A 19,467-nucleotide genomic window follows, 5' to 3' on the forward strand; every position below is an offset into this window, starting at 1 on the left:
TGCAGTGCTTTATTTATAACCGGAAGAATTAAGAAATCGTCATTTGAGAAAAAAAAGCTATCCATTACTGGATAGCCTCTGCTGTCTGTTTGAAATGATGCGCTTGCGTAAGTAACTCTTTCGCATGCTCTGTCGTTAAATCTGTAATTTCAACACCAGAAATCATTCGAGCAATTTCTGTTACTTTTTCATCCGTACTTAACACAGTAACCGATGTAATCGTCCGATCATTCGCCACTTGTTTTCTAATAAATAAATGCGAGTCCGCCATTGAAGCTACTTGAGGTAAGTGCGTAATACAAAGTACTTGCGAGTTTACTGATACACGATAAATTTTTTCCGCAATAGCCTGTGCAACCCGACCACTCACACCCGTATCCACTTCATCAAAAATAACAGATGCAACACCTTGATGCTTAGAAAAAATGCTTTTTAAAGCTAAAATAATACGAGATAACTCTCCGCCAGAAGCGACCTTTGAAAGTGGCTTTAACGGTTCACCCGGATTCGTTGAAATATAAAATTCCACATGATCGTAGCCATCCGCCGTAAGTTTTACCGGAGTTCCTTCCACGAGAGGTTCTTCTACATTTCCTACCCTCTTCATAATTCTCACTTCAAATTTCGTTTTTTCCATATATAGTTCTTTTAATTCTTGATGAATAGCGCTTGTAAGATGATCTGCAAGCTCATGACGCATAGTACTTAACAACGTTGCTTCTTTTACAATAACACCTTCTAATTTCGTTAACTGCTTTCTCGTCGTTTCAATATGTACGTCTTTATTTTCAATCGTAAAAATTTCTTGTTCAATTTTATCAGCATACGCTAAAATCTCTTCTACAGTATTTCCATACTTTCTCTTTAACATACGGATTTCATTCAAACGTGTTTCAATTTCATCTAGACGTTTCGGATCATATTCCATCATATCTAACTTTTCTCTAAGCTGATATGCAACTTCTTCTAATAAGTAATAACTATTTGCAATGGAATCATGATTTTCTTGATACGCTTCATCTAAGTGCGTAATACTCTCCATTTGTCCCATTGCATTTCTTACGTGATCTAATCCCTGTCCGTCTCCACTTAACGAACGATATGCATCTCCTAATGCTTTATAAATCTTTTCAAAATTGGAGATTTTTAATCGTTCCTCAGTCAATTCATATTCTTCATCCATTTTTAAATCCGCATTGCGAATTTCTTCATGTTGGAATTGAATTAAATCTAGACGATGGGCCATTTGTTGTTCATTTTCACTTAAAGATTTCAGCTGTTTTTTTAACTTCTCATAGTCTGTATATACATTTTGATATATGTCCAATTGTTTAACAATGCGATTTCCATCAAAATGATCAAGCATAAACATATGACGCTCTTCATTCATTAAATCTTGTGTTTCATGCTGTCCATGAATATCAACTAGCGTTTTTCCAATTTCTTTTAATATGCTGAGTGTAACAAGTTTCCCATTTACACGACAGACACTTTTTCCATTCGCAGCGATGTCACGCTTCAAAATAATCATGCCATCTTCTATTTCTATATCTAACTCTTCTGCCTTTGCGATACATGGATGCTTGTCATCTTCTACATAGAATAATCCTTCTATCTCAGCCTTTTCTGTTCCATATCGAACAAATTCTGCTGAACCACGGCCACCAACAAGCAAACTAATTGCATCAATAATAATGGATTTTCCAGCTCCTGTTTCACCACTTAAAACGGTTAAACCTTTTTGAAAAGAAATATTTAATGCCTCAATAATAGCAAAGTTTCTGATCGATAATTCCGATAACAATGCCCCATTCACCTCGTTATAAACTAATCCCCTATTAAGGGCTTTTCTCAGTATTCTTCATTCAAATAGTTATACTATATGTTTGTATGTATAAATTACTCTTCTAACCCGCTCCATTGTACCAAACATTCGTTTTACGGGTCAATCCACCTATTTTCTAACTTCATTAAAAAAAAATAATGTATTGTATTTGAAAATCCGTATTTTCCGCCAATAAAAATATCTTGTTTACTTTCCACTTTACAGAGGAAAGTAAACAAGATTTTTCTGTTACAGCATATTTAAGAAACGATCAGAGACAACACCTGTATCTTCAGGTGTACGGCAAATAATTAAGCAAGTATCATCACCACAAATGGTTCCGACGATCTCATCCCACTCTAAATGATCAATAAGTGCCCCAAGTGAATGAGCGTTACCAGGCAATGTTTTTAACACAAGCATATGTCCTGCCGTGTCTAATTTTACAAATGAATCCACTAGATTTCGTTTTAATTTTTGCAACGGATTAAATCGTTGATCTGCTGGCAAGCTATATTTATAGCGACCATCATGTAATGGTACCTTCACTAAGTGCAGTTCTTTAATATCGCGCGATACTGTTGCTTGCGTTACATTAAACCCCACATTACGTAAAATATCAACTAGTTCATCTTGTGTTTCAATTTCTTTGTTCGCAATAATTTCCCTGATTTTAATATGGCGCTGACCTTTATTCATACATTTGCACCTCACACTATCTCTTACCATAGTTTAAACATTGGTATACTTCATTTATTTATGTTAACGTATAATCCGTTACTTGTACACAATTGTTTTTACAATAATTATACGATTACAACAAAAAGAGGAACAACATATGTTATTCCCCTTTCCCTTTTTGTTTTAGAACATTATGCGCTTCTGTAACAACTTGTTCAATAGAAACCGGAGAATGATTTTCGCCATTCTCACGCTCACCGTGCCACTTTAGATGAATTAAAAATTCAATATTTCCATCCCCGCCTGTAATTGGTGAGAATGTTAAACCTTCGACATTATAGCCTTCCTTAAGAGCAAAATCGACAATCATTTCCACGACAGCTTCATGTACTTTTCTATCACGAACAATGCCTTTTTTCCCGACTTGTTCTCGTCCAGCTTCAAACTGAGGTTTAATCAATGCAGCTACATCACCATTTGGCATAAGCATTGTTTTTAAAACCGGCAATATAAGCCTTAATGATATAAATGAAACATCAATACTTGCAAACTGAGGTAAACCACGCTCTAAATCTGCCGGTGTCACGTAACGGAAGTTCGTTCGTTCCATCACAACAACACGCTCATCTTGACGCAATTTCCACGCAAGTTGATTATATCCTACATCTAATGCGTAGGATAACTTCGCCCCATTTTGAAGCGCACAGTCTGTAAAACCACCAGTTGATGAACCAATATCTATCATAACTTTATCTTGTAAATCAAGTTGAAATGTTTCTAATGCCTTTTCAAGCTTATAACCACCACGGCTTACATACGGCATAACTTGCCCTTTCACCGTAATCTCCGTATCTTGCGAGATTTTCTCCCCTGGCTTATCGAGTCTCATTTCATTCGCATATACAAGACCTGCCATAACAGCACGTTTAGCCTTCTCACGCGTTTCTATAAGTCCTCGCTCTACTAATAGTACATCTACTCTTTCTTTTTTTACGCTCATTTGTTACGCCCTTTTTTGTTTTGATGGAATCATTGTATGAATACGGTCTACAACAGCATCTGTCGTTAAACCAATTTCTTCTAACAGTTTTGTTACACTACCATGCTCTATGAAGCGATCAGGAATACCCATTCGTTCAATTAAAGCACTATGGTATCCGTTCTCAGAAGCAAATTCAACTACTCCCGTTCCAAAGCCACCGATTAAACAAGCCTCTTCAATCGTTAAAATCGGTATGTTTTTTCCTAAAAGTTCATGTAAATACGCCTCATCCATTGGCTTAATAAAGCGAGCGTTCACTACTTTCACTGAAATCCCAGCTTTTTCAAGACGCTCAGCTGCTTCCATTGCCATCGGAATTGTCGTACCAAACGTTAAAATCGCTGCTTGTGTACCTTCTTTTAACGTTTCCCAGGTACCAATTGGAATCGCCTTTAATTCTTCATCCATTTGAACGCCAAGTCCATTGCCGCGTGCATAACGTAAAGCAATCGGTCCATCTTCGTATTGCATCGCTGTATATACTAAATGTTGTCCTTCATTTTCATCTTTCGGCATCATAATCACCATATTCGGCAAGTGACGTAAAAACGCGATGTCAAATACTCCTTGATGTGTTTCACCATCTGCTCCAACTAATCCAGAACGATCTATTCCAATGAAAACATTTAAATTTTGGCGACAAATATCATGAACAACTTGGTCATATGCTCTTTGTAAAAACGTTGAATAAATTGCTAAGAATGGCTTCATTCCTTGCGTTGCCATACCAGCTGCCATTGTTGTAGCATGTTGTTCTGCAATACCCACATCAATCATTCGATCCGGGAATTCTTTTTGGAATTTCTCAAGTTTTGATCCAACAGGCATTGCAGGAGTAATCGCAACGATACGTTCATTCGTTCTCGCTAGCTTAAGCACTGTTTCACTAACAACAGCACTCCATGCTGGTGCAACTTCCTTCGGTTTAACGAAGTCACCTGACTCAATTTTATACGGTCCTGTTCCATGCCAAGTTCCAATAACGTCACTCTCAGCTGGTTTATAACCTTTTCCTTTTTTCGTAATAACATGAACAAGTACTGGGCCTTTTGTTTTCTTTGCATATTGCAACGTTTCGAATAACTTTTCATAATCATGCCCATCGACCGGACCTAAATATGTAAAGCCTAATTCTTCAAAAAAGACGCCTGATACTAGTAAATATTTTAGACTATCTTTTATTTTCTCTGCTGTCGCAGCAACTTTCCCGCCGACTGCTGGGATTTTCTTCAATATATATTCTAATTCATCTTTTACCCAATGGTACTTCCCTGCGGTACGTAAACGACCAAGTACATTATGAAGTGCACCGACGTTTGGTGCAATTGACATTTCATTGTCATTCAAAATAACAATCATGTCCGTTTTTTCATGTCCAATATGGTTCAATGCCTCTAAAGCCATTCCGCCTGTTAATGCACCATCGCCAATGATTGGTATAACGTATTCTTCCGTTTTCTTTAAATCACGCGCTAGAGCCATTCCCATTGCAGCAGATAACGACGTCGAACTATGACCAGTTTCCCAAACATCATGCTCACTCTCGCAGCGTTTTGGAAAACCACATAGACCTTGGTATTGCCTTAATGTGCCGAATTCTTTCGCACGCCCTGTTAAAATTTTATGTACATAGGATTGATGTCCTACGTCCCATAAAAACTTATCTTTCGGACTATCAAATAATTTATGCAGAGCAATTGTGAGTTCTACTACACCTAAATTAGGTGCAATATGTCCACCTGTTTGAGAGAGCTCTTCAATTAAAAACTTACGAATATCCTCACTCAACCCCTCTAGTTCACTGATAGACATATCTTTCAAAAAACTAGGGTTTTGAATTTGCGTTAGATCCACATGGATCACTCACTTTCATTTCATAATCTGTCAACATGTCAAATATTATAAGAAACATTTACACAACACAAGAAATTATCTTTTCTATTCTTCTTATCTTGTCCTGCTTTCAGAAAACACTTCCATTTTTTCACTTATCATATTATACATCATATTTCTTTACGTGATGAAAAAAATAGCCGCTAACACGAAGTGATAACGGCAATGTAATCTACATATATTTTTGCCAATAACAAGAAAAGAAAAACCTTTTCCTACATTTATACCATAAAATGATGAATGACTCAACAAATGGAAACGCTGTTATATTAGTTATTACGTTTTGCGATTAAATCACAAATAGATAGTAAATATTCATCTTGTAATTGTAAGGAGCTAATAGAATCTTTTGCTTTTGCAATTTTCTCCTCTAAAATAGATTTTGCTCTATCTACAGTAAATAACGTCGTATATGTGCTCTTTTCGTTGGAAGCATCACTACCAATCGGTTTTCCAATCTCTTCTTCTGTTCCTTCTACATCCAAAATATCATCTCTAATTTGGAAAGCTAGACCGATATATTTCGCAAATGCAAGTAACTTCTCTTCTTGCTCTTCTGTAGCATCAGAAAGTATCGCTCCTGCAAGTACAGCAAACTCAAGCAGTTTACCTGTCTTATGCTTATGGATGTACTCTAATTCATTAATTGTAAGTCGTTTTCCTTCAGCTTCCATATCTGCCACTTGTCCAGCAACCATTCCTTCAGGTCCTGCTGCTTTCGCAAGCTCAAGTACAAGTCTTACTTTTTTTTCAGCAGAGATTTCTTTTTGCCCATATGCCATAATAACTTGAAAAGCATATGTCAACAAACCATCTCCTGCTAAAACTGCCATTGCTTCACCAAATACTTTATGATTGGTAGGCTTTCCTCGTCTTAGATCATCATCATCCATACAAGGTAAATCATCATGAATTAACGAATATGTATGAATCATTTCAAGGGCACAAGCTGCACCCACTCCAAGATTTCTTTCTTTCCCAAACGCTTGTAACGTTGCAAATAAAAGTAACGGGCGGAGACGTTTCCCACCCGCTTCCAAAGAATATGCCATCGCTTCACGAAGCACATTTGGACATTGTAATTCATTTGCATAGCTTACAAGATTTTCTTCTACAAAAGTTTTACTCTCTTTCAAAAAAGCATCAAAAGCTATATGTGTCACTATGCTTCATCTCCTAAAGCAGTAAACGGTTTAAGCTCTCCATCTTCTCCAAGGATAACTGCCATTTGTTCTTGTACATCTTTCAATTTCTCATCACAAAGCTTAGATAATTCCATGCCTTCTTTAAAATAAGAAATCGCTTCCTCTAAAGGTACATCACCTTGTTCAAGCTTAGAAACGAGATGCTCAAGCTGCGAAATCGCCTCTTCAAAGCTTAACTTATTTTCCATTATTCAATTCACGCTCCTCTATGCTTGATACGCTACAATCTAGTATTCCATCTTGTAATTGAACCGAAACAGCATCTCCAAGGCTAACATCTTTCACGCTTTTTAATACTTGTTTCTCTTCATCGTATACAAGCCCGTACCCTCTCATCATTACTTTAAGCGGGCTTAATACTTCAAGCTTTTGAGCCGCTCTCACAAATACGAACTCCTTCGTTTGAAGTAACGTTTGCATTTCACGTTGCAACTGCTTTTGCAACGTTTCAATTGCCGTTTTCGTTTGTATAATTTTTTGAGATGGGTGGTGCTTTTCTAAATAAAATGAAAGTTGCTTTAATTGATTTACTTTTTTATCTATATAACGCTCTTTCGCTAAAACAAGTTGTTCAAGAGCTCTGTCTAACTGCTCTTCTTTTTGCTCGTACACTTGCCTTGGATAACGGAACGCATAAGATTTTTGTAACACTTGCAATTTTTCTTCTTTTTTATGTACTCTCTCTCTCATTGCTCGTTGCAATCTCAGAGTTCTTTGTAATACCTTTTCTTGTAACTCTATAATATTAGGTACTGCCAGCTCAGCTGCTGCAGTCGGTGTTGGTGCACGTAAATCCGCGACAAAATCTGCGATTGTAAAATCCGTTTCATGCCCTACAGCTGAAATAATCGGAATCTCACTTGTAAAAATTGCTCTTGCAACTACTTCCTCATTAAAGGCCCATAATTCTTCAATAGAGCCTCCACCACGTCCAACAATTAAAACATCAATATCTCCCATTTCATTCGCTGTACGAATTGCTTGTACAATTGAGGGAGCCGCTGACTCCCCTTGTACAAGTACAGGAAACACAATAACATTTCCAATTGGATAACGACGTTTAATTGTTGTTATAATATCGCGAATTGCTGCTCCTGTTGGCGACGTTATAACACCGATTGCTTTTGCATACGCAGGGATTGGACGCTTATAAACTTGAGAAAACAGCCCTTCTTCTTCTAATCGGACTTTTAATTGTTCATAAGCTAAATGAAGATTTCCAACTCCATCAGGCTGCATGTCTTGAATATAAATTTGATAAGAACCACTCGCCTCGTAAACAGAAATCTTTCCTTTTACAAGTACTTTCATTCCATTTTCCGGTCTGAATTTAATGTTACGATTATGACCCGCAAACATAACCGCTGCAATTCTTGCATTTTCATCTTTCAATGTAAAATACATATGACCACGACTATGATATTTAAAGTTGGAAATTTCTCCTTTTAACCAAACAGACTGTAAATGCGGATCATACTCTATTTTTGTTTTAATATAGCGTGTTAATGCTGTAACGGTTAAATATTGTTTCTCCATTGCTCTCTCCTCATAGCCGATTCAAATTATTGACAAACAACACCTGTACGCTTTGCAGACTCCACAGTGTTGTGAAGAAGCATTGTAATAGTCATTGGGCCGACTCCTTTTGGCACAGGCGTAATGTAACCTGCAACGTCTAATACATTGTCAAAATCAACATCACCACAAAGTTTGCCTGTTTCTAAACGGTTAACACCAACATCAATTACAACCGCACCTTTTTTAATATAGTCAGCTGTTACCATTTTCGGTCGTCCAACGGCTACGATTAAAATATCAGCTAACTTCGATAATTCTTCTATATTTTGCGTCTTAGAATGACAATATGTGACAGTTGCATTTTCATTTAAAAACAATTGCCCCACTGGTTTACCAACAATATTACTTCTTCCAATTACAACAACATGCTTTCCAGAAATATCAAGATCCGTTTCTTTTACTAATTCTAAAATGCCATGCGGTGTACATGGAAGGAATGTGTCTTGTCCCGTCATCATACGTCCTACGCTGATTGGGTGAAATCCATCTACATCCTTTTCCGGTGAAATTCTTTCAATGATAGCTTTTTCTTCAATATGTTTTGGTAAAGGCAATTGTACCAATATGCCATTAATGCGGTCGTCTCCATTTAAGCGATCGATTTCAGCAAGCAAACGCTCCTCCGTACTCGTTTCAGGAAGTTCAATTAGCTCTGAATAGATTCCTACTTGCTCACAGCCTTTTTCTTTTCCTTTTACATAAGAACGAGATGCTGGATCTTCTCCAACTAAAATAACTGCTAATCCTGGTACAATCCCTTGCTCTTTTAACTTCACAACTTCTTCTTTTAATTGTGCTCGTTTTTTCTCCGCAACTTCATTTCCTTTGATGATTACTGCTACCATTTTAAGTTTCCCCCTTAAAGAAATTACAGTGTATCTTTTATATTAGATAAAACGCCGTTAATAAAACGACGAGATTCCTCATCCCCAAATGTTTTTGCGATTTCAATTGCTTCGTTAATTGTTACATTGTGCGGAATTTCTTCCATGTATTTCATCTCACACACAGCTACACGTAAAATACTGCGATCAACAATACTAATACGCTCAAGCTTCCACTTTTTTAAATTTTGACGAATTGCTGCGTCAATCTCTTCTTTGTTGTCTACAAATCCTACAACAAGTGATTCTAGAAACTCATTTGTTTCTTCGCCTTCATCTAGCGTATTTTCCACCGCTACTTTCGGTTCTAATTCACCTGTAATATCCATTTGGTATAATGCTTGCATTGCTCTTTCTCTAGCCGTCCTACGTTTCATTGTAACTCTCCTTTATACTTCAAGTCTTTCCTTATGTTTTGTTATATTATTATAATTTATAAGCCGTCAATTCACTTACTCTTGCAGTTTTCATTGATTTTCCAACCTTATAATACAATGATAATAACACAATTTATCGTTTCACACACGGGGTACAAGGCTGAAAAATAATAAAAAGATTAACTTCAAGTTCCATATCTTATCACAATGTACGTTTTTTGGAAAAATGAAACATCCCGTTTTATATTTCTCATTTTTTAAAATAGTATAATAATTAGAGGATTTTAATTTGTGAAGAAATGAAACGATAAAAAAGATGCCTATTTTACTAGGCACCTTTTTTCACTCTTACACTGGTTCGATTTCTGTTTTTTGTGTTTCGAATGTTACGCCAACGATGTGAACGTTCACTTCTTTTGGCTCAAGTCCTGTCATTGTAAAGAGTGCTTGGCGAATATTGTCTTGAATTTTTTGTGCAACAACCGGAATTGCTACACCAAAATACATCACAACATAAAGGTCAACAATAATATCTTCGTTTGCTAATTCAACCTTTACACCTTTACCATGATTTTTCTTACCTAACTTCTCAACAACATCTGTAGCAAAATTACCACGCATTGCCGCTACACCTTCTACTTCAGCAGCTGCAATACCTGCAATTACTTCGATTACTTCTGGTGCAATTTCTACTTTTCCAAGAGTTGTATCTTGACCCATATCTAACATATGTTCAGCCATGAAAAAAACCTCCTTTAATGTATCACTGCGTCACAAGTTCATGCTCTTCCAAAAATTTCGTGTTAAACTCACCTTTTACAAAATCAGGATGATCTAACAATTGCAAATGGAACGGGATTGTTGTATGTACGCCTTCAATGACAAACTCACTGAGCGCTCGCTTCATTTTTGCAATTGCCTCTTCACGTGTTTTTCCGTGAACAATTAATTTAGCAACCATCGAATCATAGAAAGGTGGTATTGAATATCCCGGATATACAGCTGAATCGACGCGAATACCAAATCCGCCTGGTGGTAAGTACATTTCTACTCTACCTGGAGATGGCATAAATTTTTTGGCAGGGTTTTCCGCATTAATTCGACATTCCATTGCCCAACCATTAAATTGTACTTCTTCTTGCTGTAACGATAACTTTTCTCCAGAAGCAACAAGAATTTGTTCTTTAATTAAATCCATCCCTGTTACCATTTCAGTAACTGGATGTTCAACTTGGATTCTCGTATTCATCTCCATGAAATAAAAGCTTTTCGTTTTATATTCATAAATAAACTCAACCGTACCAGCACCTGTATAATCAACCGCTACCGCCGCTTTAACTGCTGCGTCACCCATTTGCTTGCGAATATCCTCATCAAGTGCAGGTGATGGACTTTCTTCTAATAGTTTTTGTAGACGGCGCTGAATTGTACAATCACGCTCTCCTAAATGAATGGCATTTCCATGTGTATCTGCCATTATTTGAATCTCAACATGGCGGAAATCTTCAACGTACTTCTCTAAGTATACACCAGGGTTCCCAAAAGCGGTACTAGCTTCTTGCTGTGTAATTTGAATTCCTTTTACAAGCTCTTCTTCATGGCGCGCAACACGAATACCTTTTCCGCCGCCACCTGCAGTCGCTTTAATAATAACTGGATATCCAATTTGATTAGCAAGCTCGATCGCTTCTTCGGTATTTTTAATAATCCCTTGTGAACCTGGTACAATCGGAACCCCTGCTTCTTTCATTGTATCACGTGCAACGTCTTTTGTGCCCATCTTTGAAATGGCTTCTGGGCTTGGACCGATAAAAATCAAGTTACACTCACGGCATAATTCTGCAAAATCTGCATTCTCTGCTAAAAATCCATATCCCGGATGAATTGCATCACAACCTGTTAATTTCGCAACACTAATAATGTTCGTCAAATTTAAATAGCTTTCTTTTGAAATCGTTGGTCCAACACAATACGCTTCATCTGCAATTTGCACATGAAGTGACTCTTTGTCTGCTTCTGAATAAATTGCAACTGTTTCAATATCCATTTCTTTACAAGCACGAATAATTCGTACAGCAATTTCCCCACGATTGGCTATTAATACTTTTTTTATCATCACAAAGACTCCCTTATTACGCTTTTACAAGAAATAGCGGTTGTCCATACTCAACAAGCTGTCCGTTATTAACAAGAATTTCAACAATTTCGCCCTCTACATCTGCGTCAATTTCGTTAAATAATTTCATAGCTTCAATAATACATACGATAGAATCTTTCGATACTCTGTCCCCAACACTTACATATTGAGGTGTATCCGGCGAAGAAGAGGAATAAAATGTCCCTACCATCGGTGATGTGATTTTATGTAGGTTTTCATTTTGAACAGCTTTCTTCTCTTCTTGTTTTTGCACTTCTACTTGCGCTGCCGCTACTGTCGTTTCTACTTCAACAGATGCTGCTGGTTGTACTACCTGTTTCGTTACCGGTGCTTGCACAGCAACAACTTCATTACCACGTTTTTTCATTTTGATTGTTGTACCGTCTTTTTTGTATTCAAATTCATCAATATTAGAGCTATCAATTAATTTAATTAATTCACGAACTTCTTGAATTTTAAACATGTAAAATCCACTCCCATACTCTTGTTTGTCCCGTTTTTACAGATTGGCATCAAATTGATTTACTGTAAAAATACGATGTATTCTATTAGAAAATTTATTCCTATGACATTTACTAATAGAAATATTTACTATTCCCATCTTACGCCAAATTTTTTAAACATTCCAATTTATATTTCTTTATTATAAATCGAAATTCCTGTAAAAATATTATTCCACCAAAAAATTATTACCTAGTAATAATACCAAGTTTCACACGAAATTGGCAAGACCACTTCCTAAAAAACATTCTTTACTTTTTCAAAACTGTACAGTATAAAAACGTAATTCCCTCAGCATTCTTCATTTTATCTACGGTAAAAAAACATATTTTTACCAAATATTATTTTTTTGTTTACGTGCCGTTCATTCTTCCTTCATAAAAGAATAGTATGTTCAAAGTGTAGAAAATTTATTGTAGTGAGGTGTGGACATATGATATGGCTCATCCTGTTCTTGCCTGCCGTAGTGATTTGGGCATTGGTCCTCTTCATCCACGTCAAATCTGGAAAAAGTAATCACCATCATCATGAACCATTAATCTTTTACTCACAGCGTATTTCCCCGTTTCCAATTGAAAATACTAAAAACAACTGCAAAGATGAAATAGAAAAAGGCTATCGAAAACGATAGCTTTTTTCTATTATTCTTTTTATCTAACTGGTTTAAGAAAATCCATAGGGATGGAAACCTCCCCACGGATTAAAGTTTCACTTTATTTTGTTGCCGGATCAAATTTTACTCCTACATCTTTTGAGCCGCCTTCACTTCTTACAAGCTGAATAATTTTATTCGCTTCTTTTTGTGAATGCTTTGCCGCTTTAACTGTCACTCTAATGTCAGTTCCATCAGCTCTTACAAGAGCGTCTTTATATCCACCTTGAGACTTAATCACTGTTTCAAGTAATTCTTGTTTCGTTTCCATTGTAGTGATTGCATCTAGATTATCTTTCGCTTTACTCTTTTCTTCTGCTGAAGATTTTGATGAATTCATTACACCTTGTAATTTTTCTTTATCTGCACTACGCTGATCTTCCATTTGCATACGTAAAGCTGTGAAATTCTCATCACTTGATTGAACTGTTACGTTAGCATCTTTTTTACTTGTTTCTTTTTTGTCATTCTCTTTTTTGTCTGTTTCTTTATTTGTAGTTTCCTTGCTTGTATTTTCTTTTGTTGTCTCTTTATTTGTAGTTTCTTTCGTTGTTTCTTTTGTAACTGCTTTATCAGCACCTTGCTTTTCTTGTCCCATCTTTTCACCCGTTGCCGGTGCTGCTGTATTCATTTTATCCGGAGTTGTTACATAATAAACAGATAGCACAACCACTAAACTTAACATCGTTAATAGCCAAACCGTTTGTTTTTTCAACACTTTATTTCCTCCCTATCAATTTTTCGGTGATACTGAAACCCGATGAGCTGGTACATCTAATAATCGCGTCACAGCTTCTTTTACCATTGCTTTTATTTGTATATTATCCACTCCCTTTGCTACGACCAGAACACCTCGTACTTTCGGTTTCTCTGTTCGCAAAACAATTGGAGTTTCTTTATCACCTTCACGTATAATGACTGTCTTTTCATCAAGAGACTCGTCTTCTACTTCCCTTTTACCGCCTGCTTTATCAGTTTCACCTGTCGTTTGTGAACGTTTTACTGTATTTTTCTCGAGTATTTTTTCTTCAGATGAATCTAAGTTCACTTTAATAGTTACGTCTTTTACTCCAGCTATTTCTTCTAAAGAAGCTTTCAATTCTTGTTCATACGCTTTTTCGTATTTTTCTACATTTGACATATTATCATTGTTTTTTTGACCGAAAGTTGGTACATCTTTATCTTGACTTTGACTTGTCTTTTCTTTAAACACAGGCACTTCTTCTTTTTTAGGTGATAAGAAATTACTAGAAAACATAAGCGCAATCCCAAGTATGAGTAGGACAAGCAAAAACTTAGGTGTTACCTTTTTCCCCTTCTCATTACTTTCTTTTCCATCCCCATTTAATAGGTTTCGAAAAAATGAGAACCTCGAATTTTTATCTTTATTGTCCATTTACGCTACCTGTCCTCCCTTCCATCTGAACTTGGATTTGTTTATCCTCTAGTTGCCACCTGCTTGAAAAGAAATCTTTCATTTCTACATTCGTTTCTTCTATTTTTTTTGGAGGTTCTTTCATATTAATTTCAATTGGCTTTACTGTTTCGATTGCATCATTTTTACTACGTTCTTTTTCTTTCAACGTCACAACAACAGATTGAATATCTTTCGCTGACTTTACTTCTTCTGCATGTTCCACTGCGACTATTTGTATTTCAGAGACTGTCATACCATACTTTTTCTCAAACTCTTTTCCTACTTCTTTCGTCATTTTGGTAGCCATCTCTTCTAAACTATATGCACGTGTTAGAGCTTGTATTTCTTTTTTCTTCGAATCTATCGAATTTTTTACAGATCCTTCGGCTACATACTTTTCTTCATTGAAATTTGCGATAACTTCATTTACATCTGTTTGTAACAACTTAAATAGAGGCGTTAAAATTAATACGACTAACAATAGACTTACAACGAATTTAACGTACTTTTGCAAATTTGAATTTGGAAGAATAAGATGAAGCATTGTCGCTAAGAGTAAAAAAACGATAATATTTCTAATCCACTCTGTAACAAATTGCACACTATTCACCTCCTACCGCATCATGAGAGTAATGTTCCCGGCAGCAATAATAATTGTGATACTTAAAAAGAACATAAATGATACGATAGCTAAGCAAGCAAATACGTAAATGATACTTCGTCCAATGATATCTAAACATTGAATAATTGCTCCTCCGCCTACTGGTTGCAATACTGCTGCTGCGAATTTATAAATAAACGCAATACAAAAAATTTGAATCGCTGGGAAAGCGACAATTAAGCATAAAATAACGAGCCCGATAATTCCGACTGTGTTTTTTAATAATCCAGATGCACTAATAACAGTATCCGCCGCCTCAGTAAACATCCTTCCTACTACAGGAATGAAGTTTCCTGTTACAAATTTAGCCGTTTTCACAGCTATACCATCAGCAACGGCTGACGCTGTTCCCTGTACAGATAATACGCCTAAAAAAACCGTCAAAAAGATACCAATAATCCCTACACTAACGTTTTGCAAAAGCTTGGACAATTTCGTAACTTTATATTGATCACTCATCGTACTTACAATACTTAATATAGTTGCAAGTAATAAAAGTGGTAGGACGATATAGTTCATAAGAAGCCCACTCGTATTCATTAAGAAAATGATGATTGGATGAAAAAACGATACAGAAACAACACCACCACCTGTTGCTATGAGTGCAAGTAAAATTGGTAATAACGCTAGTATGAAATCTACCATTGTTTGTATCGTCTCTCTTGCATATGTCATGACGACATAAAAACTATTTAAAGCGAAAATAATAAGTACCATGTATACGACTGCATCAGCGATTTTACTCACGCTACTCTTTGAAAAAGCAGATTGCAACGATTGCAACAATGCACTGAAAATCGTTAGCATAATGAGCGTTCCAAGTAACTTTCCATTTGCAACAAGCTCGTGAAATAAATATTTTAGTAGACCTATCATCCACTCTTTTATGGAAAACTCTTTTTCTCCCTTTACAAACTCCATAAAGCTTCCTTTTTGACTCTCTGGTAAATAGCCTCCATACTTTGTAACAAGCCCGTCCCAAAATTGCTTCACATCTTCAATTCCGAGCTTATCCAATTGTTGATCAACGACGTTTGTTTCTATAGGAGAAGCTTGTACAACAATCGGTAAAGAAAAGAAAAGGAAGCAAGCAAATAATAGCTTAGCTCCAAACTTCCTCAACATTCACTCCCCCTTATCCCGTAGGTAAAAAACCAAGAATTGTTTCAATTACAACCGTCAAAATAGGAATTGCCATGACGAGAATTAAAATTTTTCCAGCTAATTCAATTTTCGAAGCGATTGCACCTTGACCAGCATCCTTTGTAATTTGCGCACCAAACTCAGCGATATAAGCAATCCCTATAATTTTCAATAACGTTTCTACATATACGTTACTAACCTTCGCTTCACTCGCCACTCTCTCAATCATTTGTAAAATAGAATGAATTTGATCGATTAAGAGAAGAAACATCATGCTACCAATGAACACAATAAATAACGATGTAATACTAGATTTATGCTGATTTAAAACAGCAGCTAAAAATGTAGCAACGAGGCCTAATCCGACAATTTGTATAATTTCGATTCGAACCGCCTCCTTTACTGGAAGAGAAAGACACTTTTAATCTTGTCGAATAGAGTATTAATTAAAAATGCAACATGAAACAAAATAACGACAAAACCGACAAGGATAACCCAATTCGCAATATCCTCTCGCTTTAATTCTTTTAGTACAGTATGAATGAAAGCTAAAACAATGCCGATTCCGGCGATTTGAAATATTAATCCAACATCAATGGACATCGCCTTTCTCCCCCCTATAGCAGTAAAATTACGATAAGTAGCCCTGCCAGTACCCCTAAACTCTTTATCATTTTTTCATATTGTAGTTGTAATGCTTTCGCTTCTCCTTCTTCTCTCTCCAAATGTGTAATACATAAGCGAATATGTTTTTGTTGTGATTCACGATCATGTTGTCCAAGTGTTTCACCAAATTGTTGCAGTATTTCATACTCGGTTTGTTTAAACGCCGTTAACGTCCAGTTCTCCTTCAAACTATCAATCCAAGCTTCTCTAACTGTTTGCTCCCCGCCCTCTAGTCGTTTCGAAAAACTTTGAAATATCCAATTTAATGGCTTCGGCATTTGTTTGACTAAACGCTCTGCAGCCTCAGATAACGGCGTGTGTCCATACATAATTTCAGCTTCTAATGATTGCAATGCTGCCTTCAATAACCTAAGTTGCCGCGGTCTCTCACTGTACCTTTTAGCGTATGAAAATCCGAAAAAGGTGCTAACAGCAACTATTAATACCGCACCAAATATTTTCACCATACGCCTTGAGCCTTTCTATGAGGTAATACTGATTTTCCATATTTATCTTTCACTTGCATAACCGTTCCTGGCCCTCTCGCTTTTGACAATTCCACAAACCGATCAAATACACCAAGTTCCAGCACCGCCTGTAGCGAGGGACGTTTCACAACATCATCATAAGAAAATCCGTGTGCACTTATAAAAAGCTGAACGCCGGCATGCACCGCCTCCATAATTGCTTCACTATCTTCTTTACGTCCAATTTCATCTACGATTAATATGTCTGGGCTCATAGAACGGATCATCATCATCATTCCTTCAGCTTTTGGACAAGCGTCTAATACATCTACTCGCGTGCCAAAGTCATATTGCGGAATCCCCTTCACACAGCCGGCAATTTCTGATCGTTCATCAACAATTCCCACTTTACATGAAGGGATTTTCGAAGCACTTACACCTTGACTCATACAGCGTGCTACATCTCTTAAAAGTGTTGTTTTCCCCGTTTGCGGTGGGCCTATTACCATCGTGTTTAACCATCGTGATTCATAAAGATATGGCAGAAGCGGCTCAGCAATCCCTATTTTTTGACGGGCAATACGAATATTAAAAGAAGAGACATCCCGAATCATTTTCACTGCACTTTTTTCTGTAATGACTTTTCCAGCTAGGCCAATTCTATGTCCTCCTCGTAGTGTCACATATCCACGTTTCAATTCCTCTTCCATCGTATAAATTGAGAATTGACTTAATTTATTCAATAAATGGATTGCATCTTCCGCTGTAGCGATATAGTCATAGAAAAACACTTCTCCATGTGCGATACACTCTAGTGGCCTTCCAATTCGAACACGAATTTCCTCTAGAGCATCGTATTGTTTACAGCCTTCAACTAACTGTCTCATCATTTTCGGTAAAACTTCTAATACTTCTTTCATAAGCTTCTCCCCACTATACTCGACTTACTATTTCAACAACGCGATAAAAATGCAGCCAATTCCAAGCGCTAGAAAAAAGAGTTTCAAGAAAGAAATCTCACTTGCTACACTCGCTATGCCAATTGTCATTGTTAAAATTAATACGGTCGGTCCAACAAACGCCAACAAACCATTTATAAACAATGCTTTCTTCGCATCATTCACGTAAAGCATAAGCAAAGCGGCGAATATTTCCGCGCTACCTGAAAACAACCGAAGTAACCCCATAACAAGCACGGATGTTTCCATTGCCGCTAGCCACTGTTTCATTCTCCCACCTTCTCCCATAACAGTTACTACTTCCTTATTCTGAAAAAGAATATATTTGTACAACCATATGCAGAGGTTGTCTATTTCAGAAGTAAAAATATATTTTTTCTCTATCGACTTTATTAAAATCTGAATATTCTCATTAATTTATGGTATATTTAATAGAAAAGGAGCATAGACGATGGAGCAAGTTACTTTATTACCGCTTGATTTACGATATGCAAATGTGATTTTTGAGCTATCAAGCAATCCACATGTAAAAAATGCATTAGGGATAAAAGTAGAATCAGTGGAAGATACAAAGGCATTCATTCTTTTTGCAATTGGAGAGGAACGAAAAAAACACTCCTTATCAAGAGTGATTGTAAGTGAGGAAAATGAAATAATTGGCCTCACGACACTTAAACATATTAATTACGAACAAAAGCACTCACATATTGGAAGTTGGCTCGGCTATCAATATTGGGGAAGAGGATATAACGAAGCTGCTAAAAAAGAGATCTTTAAAATCGCTTTTTTAGACTTGCAACTTACATACGTATTTGCCGGTGCTAAAACGACTAACATTCGCTCTTTAAAAGCACAAGAGAAACTACCTTACATTTCATTACATGTGGAAAAACAATTTCCAGACGTACACGCTGCTTTGGAGAAAGAAGTAAAATCACCTTGCGTACTGCATGTTGTATCATGCGAAAAATTTTCAGATTGGTTGGAAGTACGAAATGAGGGGGGGAAAATATGAAGGGATTGAAAATTAGTTTAACAATTGTAGTAGAATTAGCTATTATTTATCTTTTTTCAAAAATGGTCGGCTGGTCATTTATGGAGAGCTTTTTCCTTGGCAGTCTAGCAATATTTGCAATTACGTGGTTAATTATTATGAGTACCTTTAGAAATAACAATATGGAGCATGTAACGAATAAAACTTTTACCGGTATTGAAACTGGTGAAATACGCCCGTTTCAAATTGTTTTGACTCCATATATTATGGGTACCCTTTCACTCGTCACAGTTAGTTTTGTTATAACCGCAATTTACTATCTTCCCTATTTCCTATAAAAAAAGCACTCGTGATAATCACGAGT

23 protein-coding genes and 1 pseudogene are annotated in these 19,467 nt (G+C 36.5%); 3 read left to right on the top strand and 21 right to left on the bottom strand.

All coding sequences use genetic code 11. The features are described from left to right. Nucleotides 1-64: 64 nt before the first annotated feature. From recN to accB, 12 genes are all read right to left on the bottom strand, one after another. A complete protein-coding gene (gene recN, locus ACFWDE_RS04725) occupies nucleotides 65-1,804 on the bottom strand; it encodes a DNA repair protein RecN (protein ID WP_002145805.1) in 1,740 nt (579 codons plus the stop codon). A gap of 270 nt (nucleotides 1,805-2,074) precedes the next feature. Continuing rightward, on the bottom strand, nucleotides 2,075-2,524 hold the full coding sequence (argR, locus tag ACFWDE_RS04730) for an arginine repressor ArgR (RefSeq protein ID WP_002015076.1): 450 nt from the start codon (nucleotides 2,522-2,524) through the stop codon (nucleotides 2,075-2,077). Between the two features lie 142 nt (nucleotides 2,525-2,666). Next, nucleotides 2,667-3,506 carry a TlyA family RNA methyltransferase gene (locus tag ACFWDE_RS04735; RefSeq protein WP_002145804.1) on the bottom strand — a complete coding sequence of 280 codons (840 nt, stop codon included), beginning with the start codon at nucleotides 3,504-3,506 and terminating at the stop codon, nucleotides 2,667-2,669. A gap of 3 nt (nucleotides 3,507-3,509) precedes the next feature. Next, a complete protein-coding gene (gene dxs, locus ACFWDE_RS04740) occupies nucleotides 3,510-5,402 on the bottom strand; it encodes a 1-deoxy-D-xylulose-5-phosphate synthase (RefSeq protein ID WP_377890427.1) in 1,893 nt (630 codons plus the stop codon). 308 nt (nucleotides 5,403-5,710) lie between these two features. Next, nucleotides 5,711-6,604, bottom strand: coding sequence for a (2E,6E)-farnesyl diphosphate synthase (ispA, locus tag ACFWDE_RS04745; protein ID WP_002145801.1), 894 nt, complete (start codon nucleotides 6,602-6,604; stop codon nucleotides 5,711-5,713). Then, nucleotides 6,604-6,834, bottom strand: coding sequence for an exodeoxyribonuclease VII small subunit (xseB, locus tag ACFWDE_RS04750; RefSeq protein ID WP_000428422.1), 231 nt, complete (start codon nucleotides 6,832-6,834; stop codon nucleotides 6,604-6,606). Before xseB ends, ispA begins: the two co-directional genes overlap by 1 nt. Beyond that, nucleotides 6,824-8,182, bottom strand: coding sequence for an exodeoxyribonuclease VII large subunit (gene xseA, locus ACFWDE_RS04755; protein WP_377890430.1), 1,359 nt, complete (start codon nucleotides 8,180-8,182; stop codon nucleotides 6,824-6,826). The genes xseB and xseA overlap by 11 nt, the downstream gene beginning before the upstream one ends. A 26-nt stretch (nucleotides 8,183-8,208) precedes the next feature. Then, nucleotides 8,209-9,069, bottom strand: a complete 861-nt coding sequence (folD, locus tag ACFWDE_RS04760) for a bifunctional methylenetetrahydrofolate dehydrogenase/methenyltetrahydrofolate cyclohydrolase FolD (protein ID WP_002145800.1) — start codon at nucleotides 9,067-9,069, stop codon at nucleotides 8,209-8,211. 23 nt (nucleotides 9,070-9,092) lie between these two features. Continuing rightward, entirely contained in the window at nucleotides 9,093-9,485 is a 393-nt protein-coding gene (nusB, locus tag ACFWDE_RS04765; RefSeq protein WP_002067080.1) for a N utilization substance protein NusB, read from the bottom strand. 348 nt (nucleotides 9,486-9,833) lie between these two features. Beyond that, a complete protein-coding gene (locus tag ACFWDE_RS04770; RefSeq protein ID WP_000807630.1) occupies nucleotides 9,834-10,226 on the bottom strand; it encodes an Asp23/Gls24 family envelope stress response protein in 393 nt (130 codons plus the stop codon). Nucleotides 10,227-10,248: 22 nt separating this feature from the next. Continuing rightward, entirely contained in the window at nucleotides 10,249-11,601 is a 1,353-nt protein-coding gene (gene accC, locus ACFWDE_RS04775) for an acetyl-CoA carboxylase biotin carboxylase subunit (protein WP_377890433.1), read from the bottom strand. Between the two features lie 16 nt (nucleotides 11,602-11,617). After that, nucleotides 11,618-12,106 carry an acetyl-CoA carboxylase biotin carboxyl carrier protein gene (gene accB, locus ACFWDE_RS04780; protein WP_002145798.1) on the bottom strand — a complete coding sequence of 163 codons (489 nt, stop codon included), beginning with the start codon at nucleotides 12,104-12,106 and terminating at the stop codon, nucleotides 11,618-11,620. A gap of 471 nt (nucleotides 12,107-12,577) precedes the next feature. On the opposite strand from accB, the gene ACFWDE_RS04785 reads away from it, so the two are divergent. Further along, a complete protein-coding gene (locus tag ACFWDE_RS04785; RefSeq protein ID WP_080019112.1) occupies nucleotides 12,578-12,775 on the top strand; it encodes a DNA recombination protein RecO in 198 nt (65 codons plus the stop codon). An 82-nt stretch (nucleotides 12,776-12,857) separates the two neighbouring features. Here the strand turns inward: ACFWDE_RS04785 and ACFWDE_RS04790 are convergent, their stop codons facing one another. The 9 genes from ACFWDE_RS04790 to ACFWDE_RS04830 are packed head-to-tail and all read right to left on the bottom strand — an operon-like array spanning nucleotide 12,858 to nucleotide 18,379. Then, complete coding sequence (locus ACFWDE_RS04790; RefSeq protein ID WP_002145797.1) at nucleotides 12,858-13,514, bottom strand: SpoIIIAH-like family protein; 657 nt, start codon at nucleotides 13,512-13,514, stop codon at nucleotides 12,858-12,860. A 15-nt stretch (nucleotides 13,515-13,529) separates the two neighbouring features. Continuing rightward, nucleotides 13,530-14,192 (bottom strand): stage III sporulation protein AG, encoded by a 663-nt coding sequence (gene spoIIIAG, locus ACFWDE_RS04795; protein ID WP_002088572.1) that lies wholly within the window; start codon nucleotides 14,190-14,192, stop codon nucleotides 13,530-13,532. Continuing rightward, nucleotides 14,182-14,814, bottom strand: a complete 633-nt coding sequence (spoIIIAF, locus tag ACFWDE_RS04800) for a stage III sporulation protein AF (RefSeq protein ID WP_002145795.1) — start codon at nucleotides 14,812-14,814, stop codon at nucleotides 14,182-14,184. Before spoIIIAF ends, spoIIIAG begins: the two co-directional genes overlap by 11 nt. A gap of 12 nt (nucleotides 14,815-14,826) precedes the next feature. After that, entirely contained in the window at nucleotides 14,827-15,999 is a 1,173-nt protein-coding gene (gene spoIIIAE, locus ACFWDE_RS04805) for a stage III sporulation protein AE (RefSeq protein WP_002033983.1), read from the bottom strand. Between the two features lie 10 nt (nucleotides 16,000-16,009). Next, nucleotides 16,010-16,393: a stage III sporulation protein AD gene (gene spoIIIAD / locus ACFWDE_RS04810; protein ID WP_078172833.1), complete on the bottom strand. Its 384-nt coding sequence runs from the start codon at nucleotides 16,391-16,393 to the stop codon at nucleotides 16,010-16,012. Nucleotides 16,394-16,416: 23 nt separating this feature from the next. After that, the gene (gene spoIIIAC, locus ACFWDE_RS04815; RefSeq protein WP_000020914.1) at nucleotides 16,417-16,620 is read right to left on the bottom strand and encodes a stage III sporulation protein AC; all 204 of its coding nucleotides are present in this window, start codon (nucleotides 16,618-16,620) and stop codon (nucleotides 16,417-16,419) included. 14 nt (nucleotides 16,621-16,634) lie between these two features. Continuing rightward, the gene (gene spoIIIAB, locus ACFWDE_RS04820; protein ID WP_002111763.1) at nucleotides 16,635-17,150 is read right to left on the bottom strand and encodes a stage III sporulation protein SpoIIIAB; all 516 of its coding nucleotides are present in this window, start codon (nucleotides 17,148-17,150) and stop codon (nucleotides 16,635-16,637) included. Next, complete coding sequence (spoIIIAA, locus tag ACFWDE_RS04825; RefSeq protein WP_002145793.1) at nucleotides 17,144-18,070, bottom strand: stage III sporulation protein AA; 927 nt, start codon at nucleotides 18,068-18,070, stop codon at nucleotides 17,144-17,146. The genes spoIIIAB and spoIIIAA overlap by 7 nt, the downstream gene beginning before the upstream one ends. A 27-nt stretch (nucleotides 18,071-18,097) precedes the next feature. Continuing rightward, on the bottom strand, nucleotides 18,098-18,379 hold the full coding sequence (locus ACFWDE_RS04830) for a YqhV family protein (RefSeq protein ID WP_377890438.1): 282 nt from the start codon (nucleotides 18,377-18,379) through the stop codon (nucleotides 18,098-18,100). A 181-nt stretch (nucleotides 18,380-18,560) separates the two neighbouring features. Here ACFWDE_RS04830 and ACFWDE_RS04835 point away from each other — a divergent pair. Continuing rightward, nucleotides 18,561-19,140, top strand: a pseudogene (locus tag ACFWDE_RS04835) (GNAT family N-acetyltransferase). Further along, nucleotides 19,121-19,441, top strand: coding sequence for a hypothetical protein (locus tag ACFWDE_RS04840; RefSeq protein ID WP_377890440.1), 321 nt, complete (start codon nucleotides 19,121-19,123; stop codon nucleotides 19,439-19,441). The pseudogene ACFWDE_RS04835 and the gene ACFWDE_RS04840 overlap by 20 nt, the downstream one beginning before the upstream one ends. Nucleotides 19,442-19,467 lie beyond the last annotated feature (26 nt).

It is taken from the genome of Bacillus sp. NPDC060175, from assembly GCF_042728695.1.
Classification (GTDB): Bacteria; Bacillota; Bacilli; order Bacillales; family Bacillaceae_G; genus Bacillus_A.

Coding starts and splice junctions, on each gene's coding strand:
- argR (WP_002015076.1), bottom strand. CDS start 2,524: ATGAATAAAGGTCAGCGCCATATTAAAATCAGGGAAATTATTGCGAAC.
- ACFWDE_RS04735 (WP_002145804.1), bottom strand. CDS start 3,506: ATGAGCGTAAAAAAAGAAAGAGTAGATGTACTATTAGTAGAGCGAGGA.
- xseB (WP_000428422.1), bottom strand. CDS start 6,834: ATGGAAAATAAGTTAAGCTTTGAAGAGGCGATTTCGCAGCTTGAGCAT.
- xseA (WP_377890430.1), bottom strand. CDS start 8,182: ATGGAGAAACAATATTTAACCGTTACAGCATTAACACGCTATATTAAA.
- folD (WP_002145800.1), bottom strand. CDS start 9,069: ATGGTAGCAGTAATCATCAAAGGAAATGAAGTTGCGGAGAAAAAACGA.
- nusB (WP_002067080.1), bottom strand. CDS start 9,485: ATGAAACGTAGGACGGCTAGAGAAAGAGCAATGCAAGCATTATACCAA.
- ACFWDE_RS04770 (WP_000807630.1), bottom strand. CDS start 10,226: ATGGCTGAACATATGTTAGATATGGGTCAAGATACAACTCTTGGAAAA.
- accC (WP_377890433.1), bottom strand. CDS start 11,601: ATGATAAAAAAAGTATTAATAGCCAATCGTGGGGAAATTGCTGTACGA.
- accB (WP_002145798.1), bottom strand. CDS start 12,106: ATGTTTAAAATTCAAGAAGTTCGTGAATTAATTAAATTAATTGATAGC.
- ACFWDE_RS04785 (WP_080019112.1), top strand. CDS start 12,578: ATGATATGGCTCATCCTGTTCTTGCCTGCCGTAGTGATTTGGGCATTG.
- spoIIIAG (WP_002088572.1), bottom strand. CDS start 14,192: ATGGACAATAAAGATAAAAATTCGAGGTTCTCATTTTTTCGAAACCTA.
- spoIIIAE (WP_002033983.1), bottom strand. CDS start 15,999: ATGTTGAGGAAGTTTGGAGCTAAGCTATTATTTGCTTGCTTCCTTTTC.
- spoIIIAC (WP_000020914.1), bottom strand. CDS start 16,620: ATGTCCATTGATGTTGGATTAATATTTCAAATCGCCGGAATCGGCATT.
- spoIIIAB (WP_002111763.1), bottom strand. CDS start 17,150: ATGGTGAAAATATTTGGTGCGGTATTAATAGTTGCTGTTAGCACCTTT.
- spoIIIAA (WP_002145793.1), bottom strand. CDS start 18,070: ATGAAAGAAGTATTAGAAGTTTTACCGAAAATGATGAGACAGTTAGTT.
- ACFWDE_RS04830 (WP_377890438.1), bottom strand. CDS start 18,379: ATGAAACAGTGGCTAGCGGCAATGGAAACATCCGTGCTTGTTATGGGG.
- ACFWDE_RS04840 (WP_377890440.1), top strand. CDS start 19,121: ATGAAGGGATTGAAAATTAGTTTAACAATTGTAGTAGAATTAGCTATT.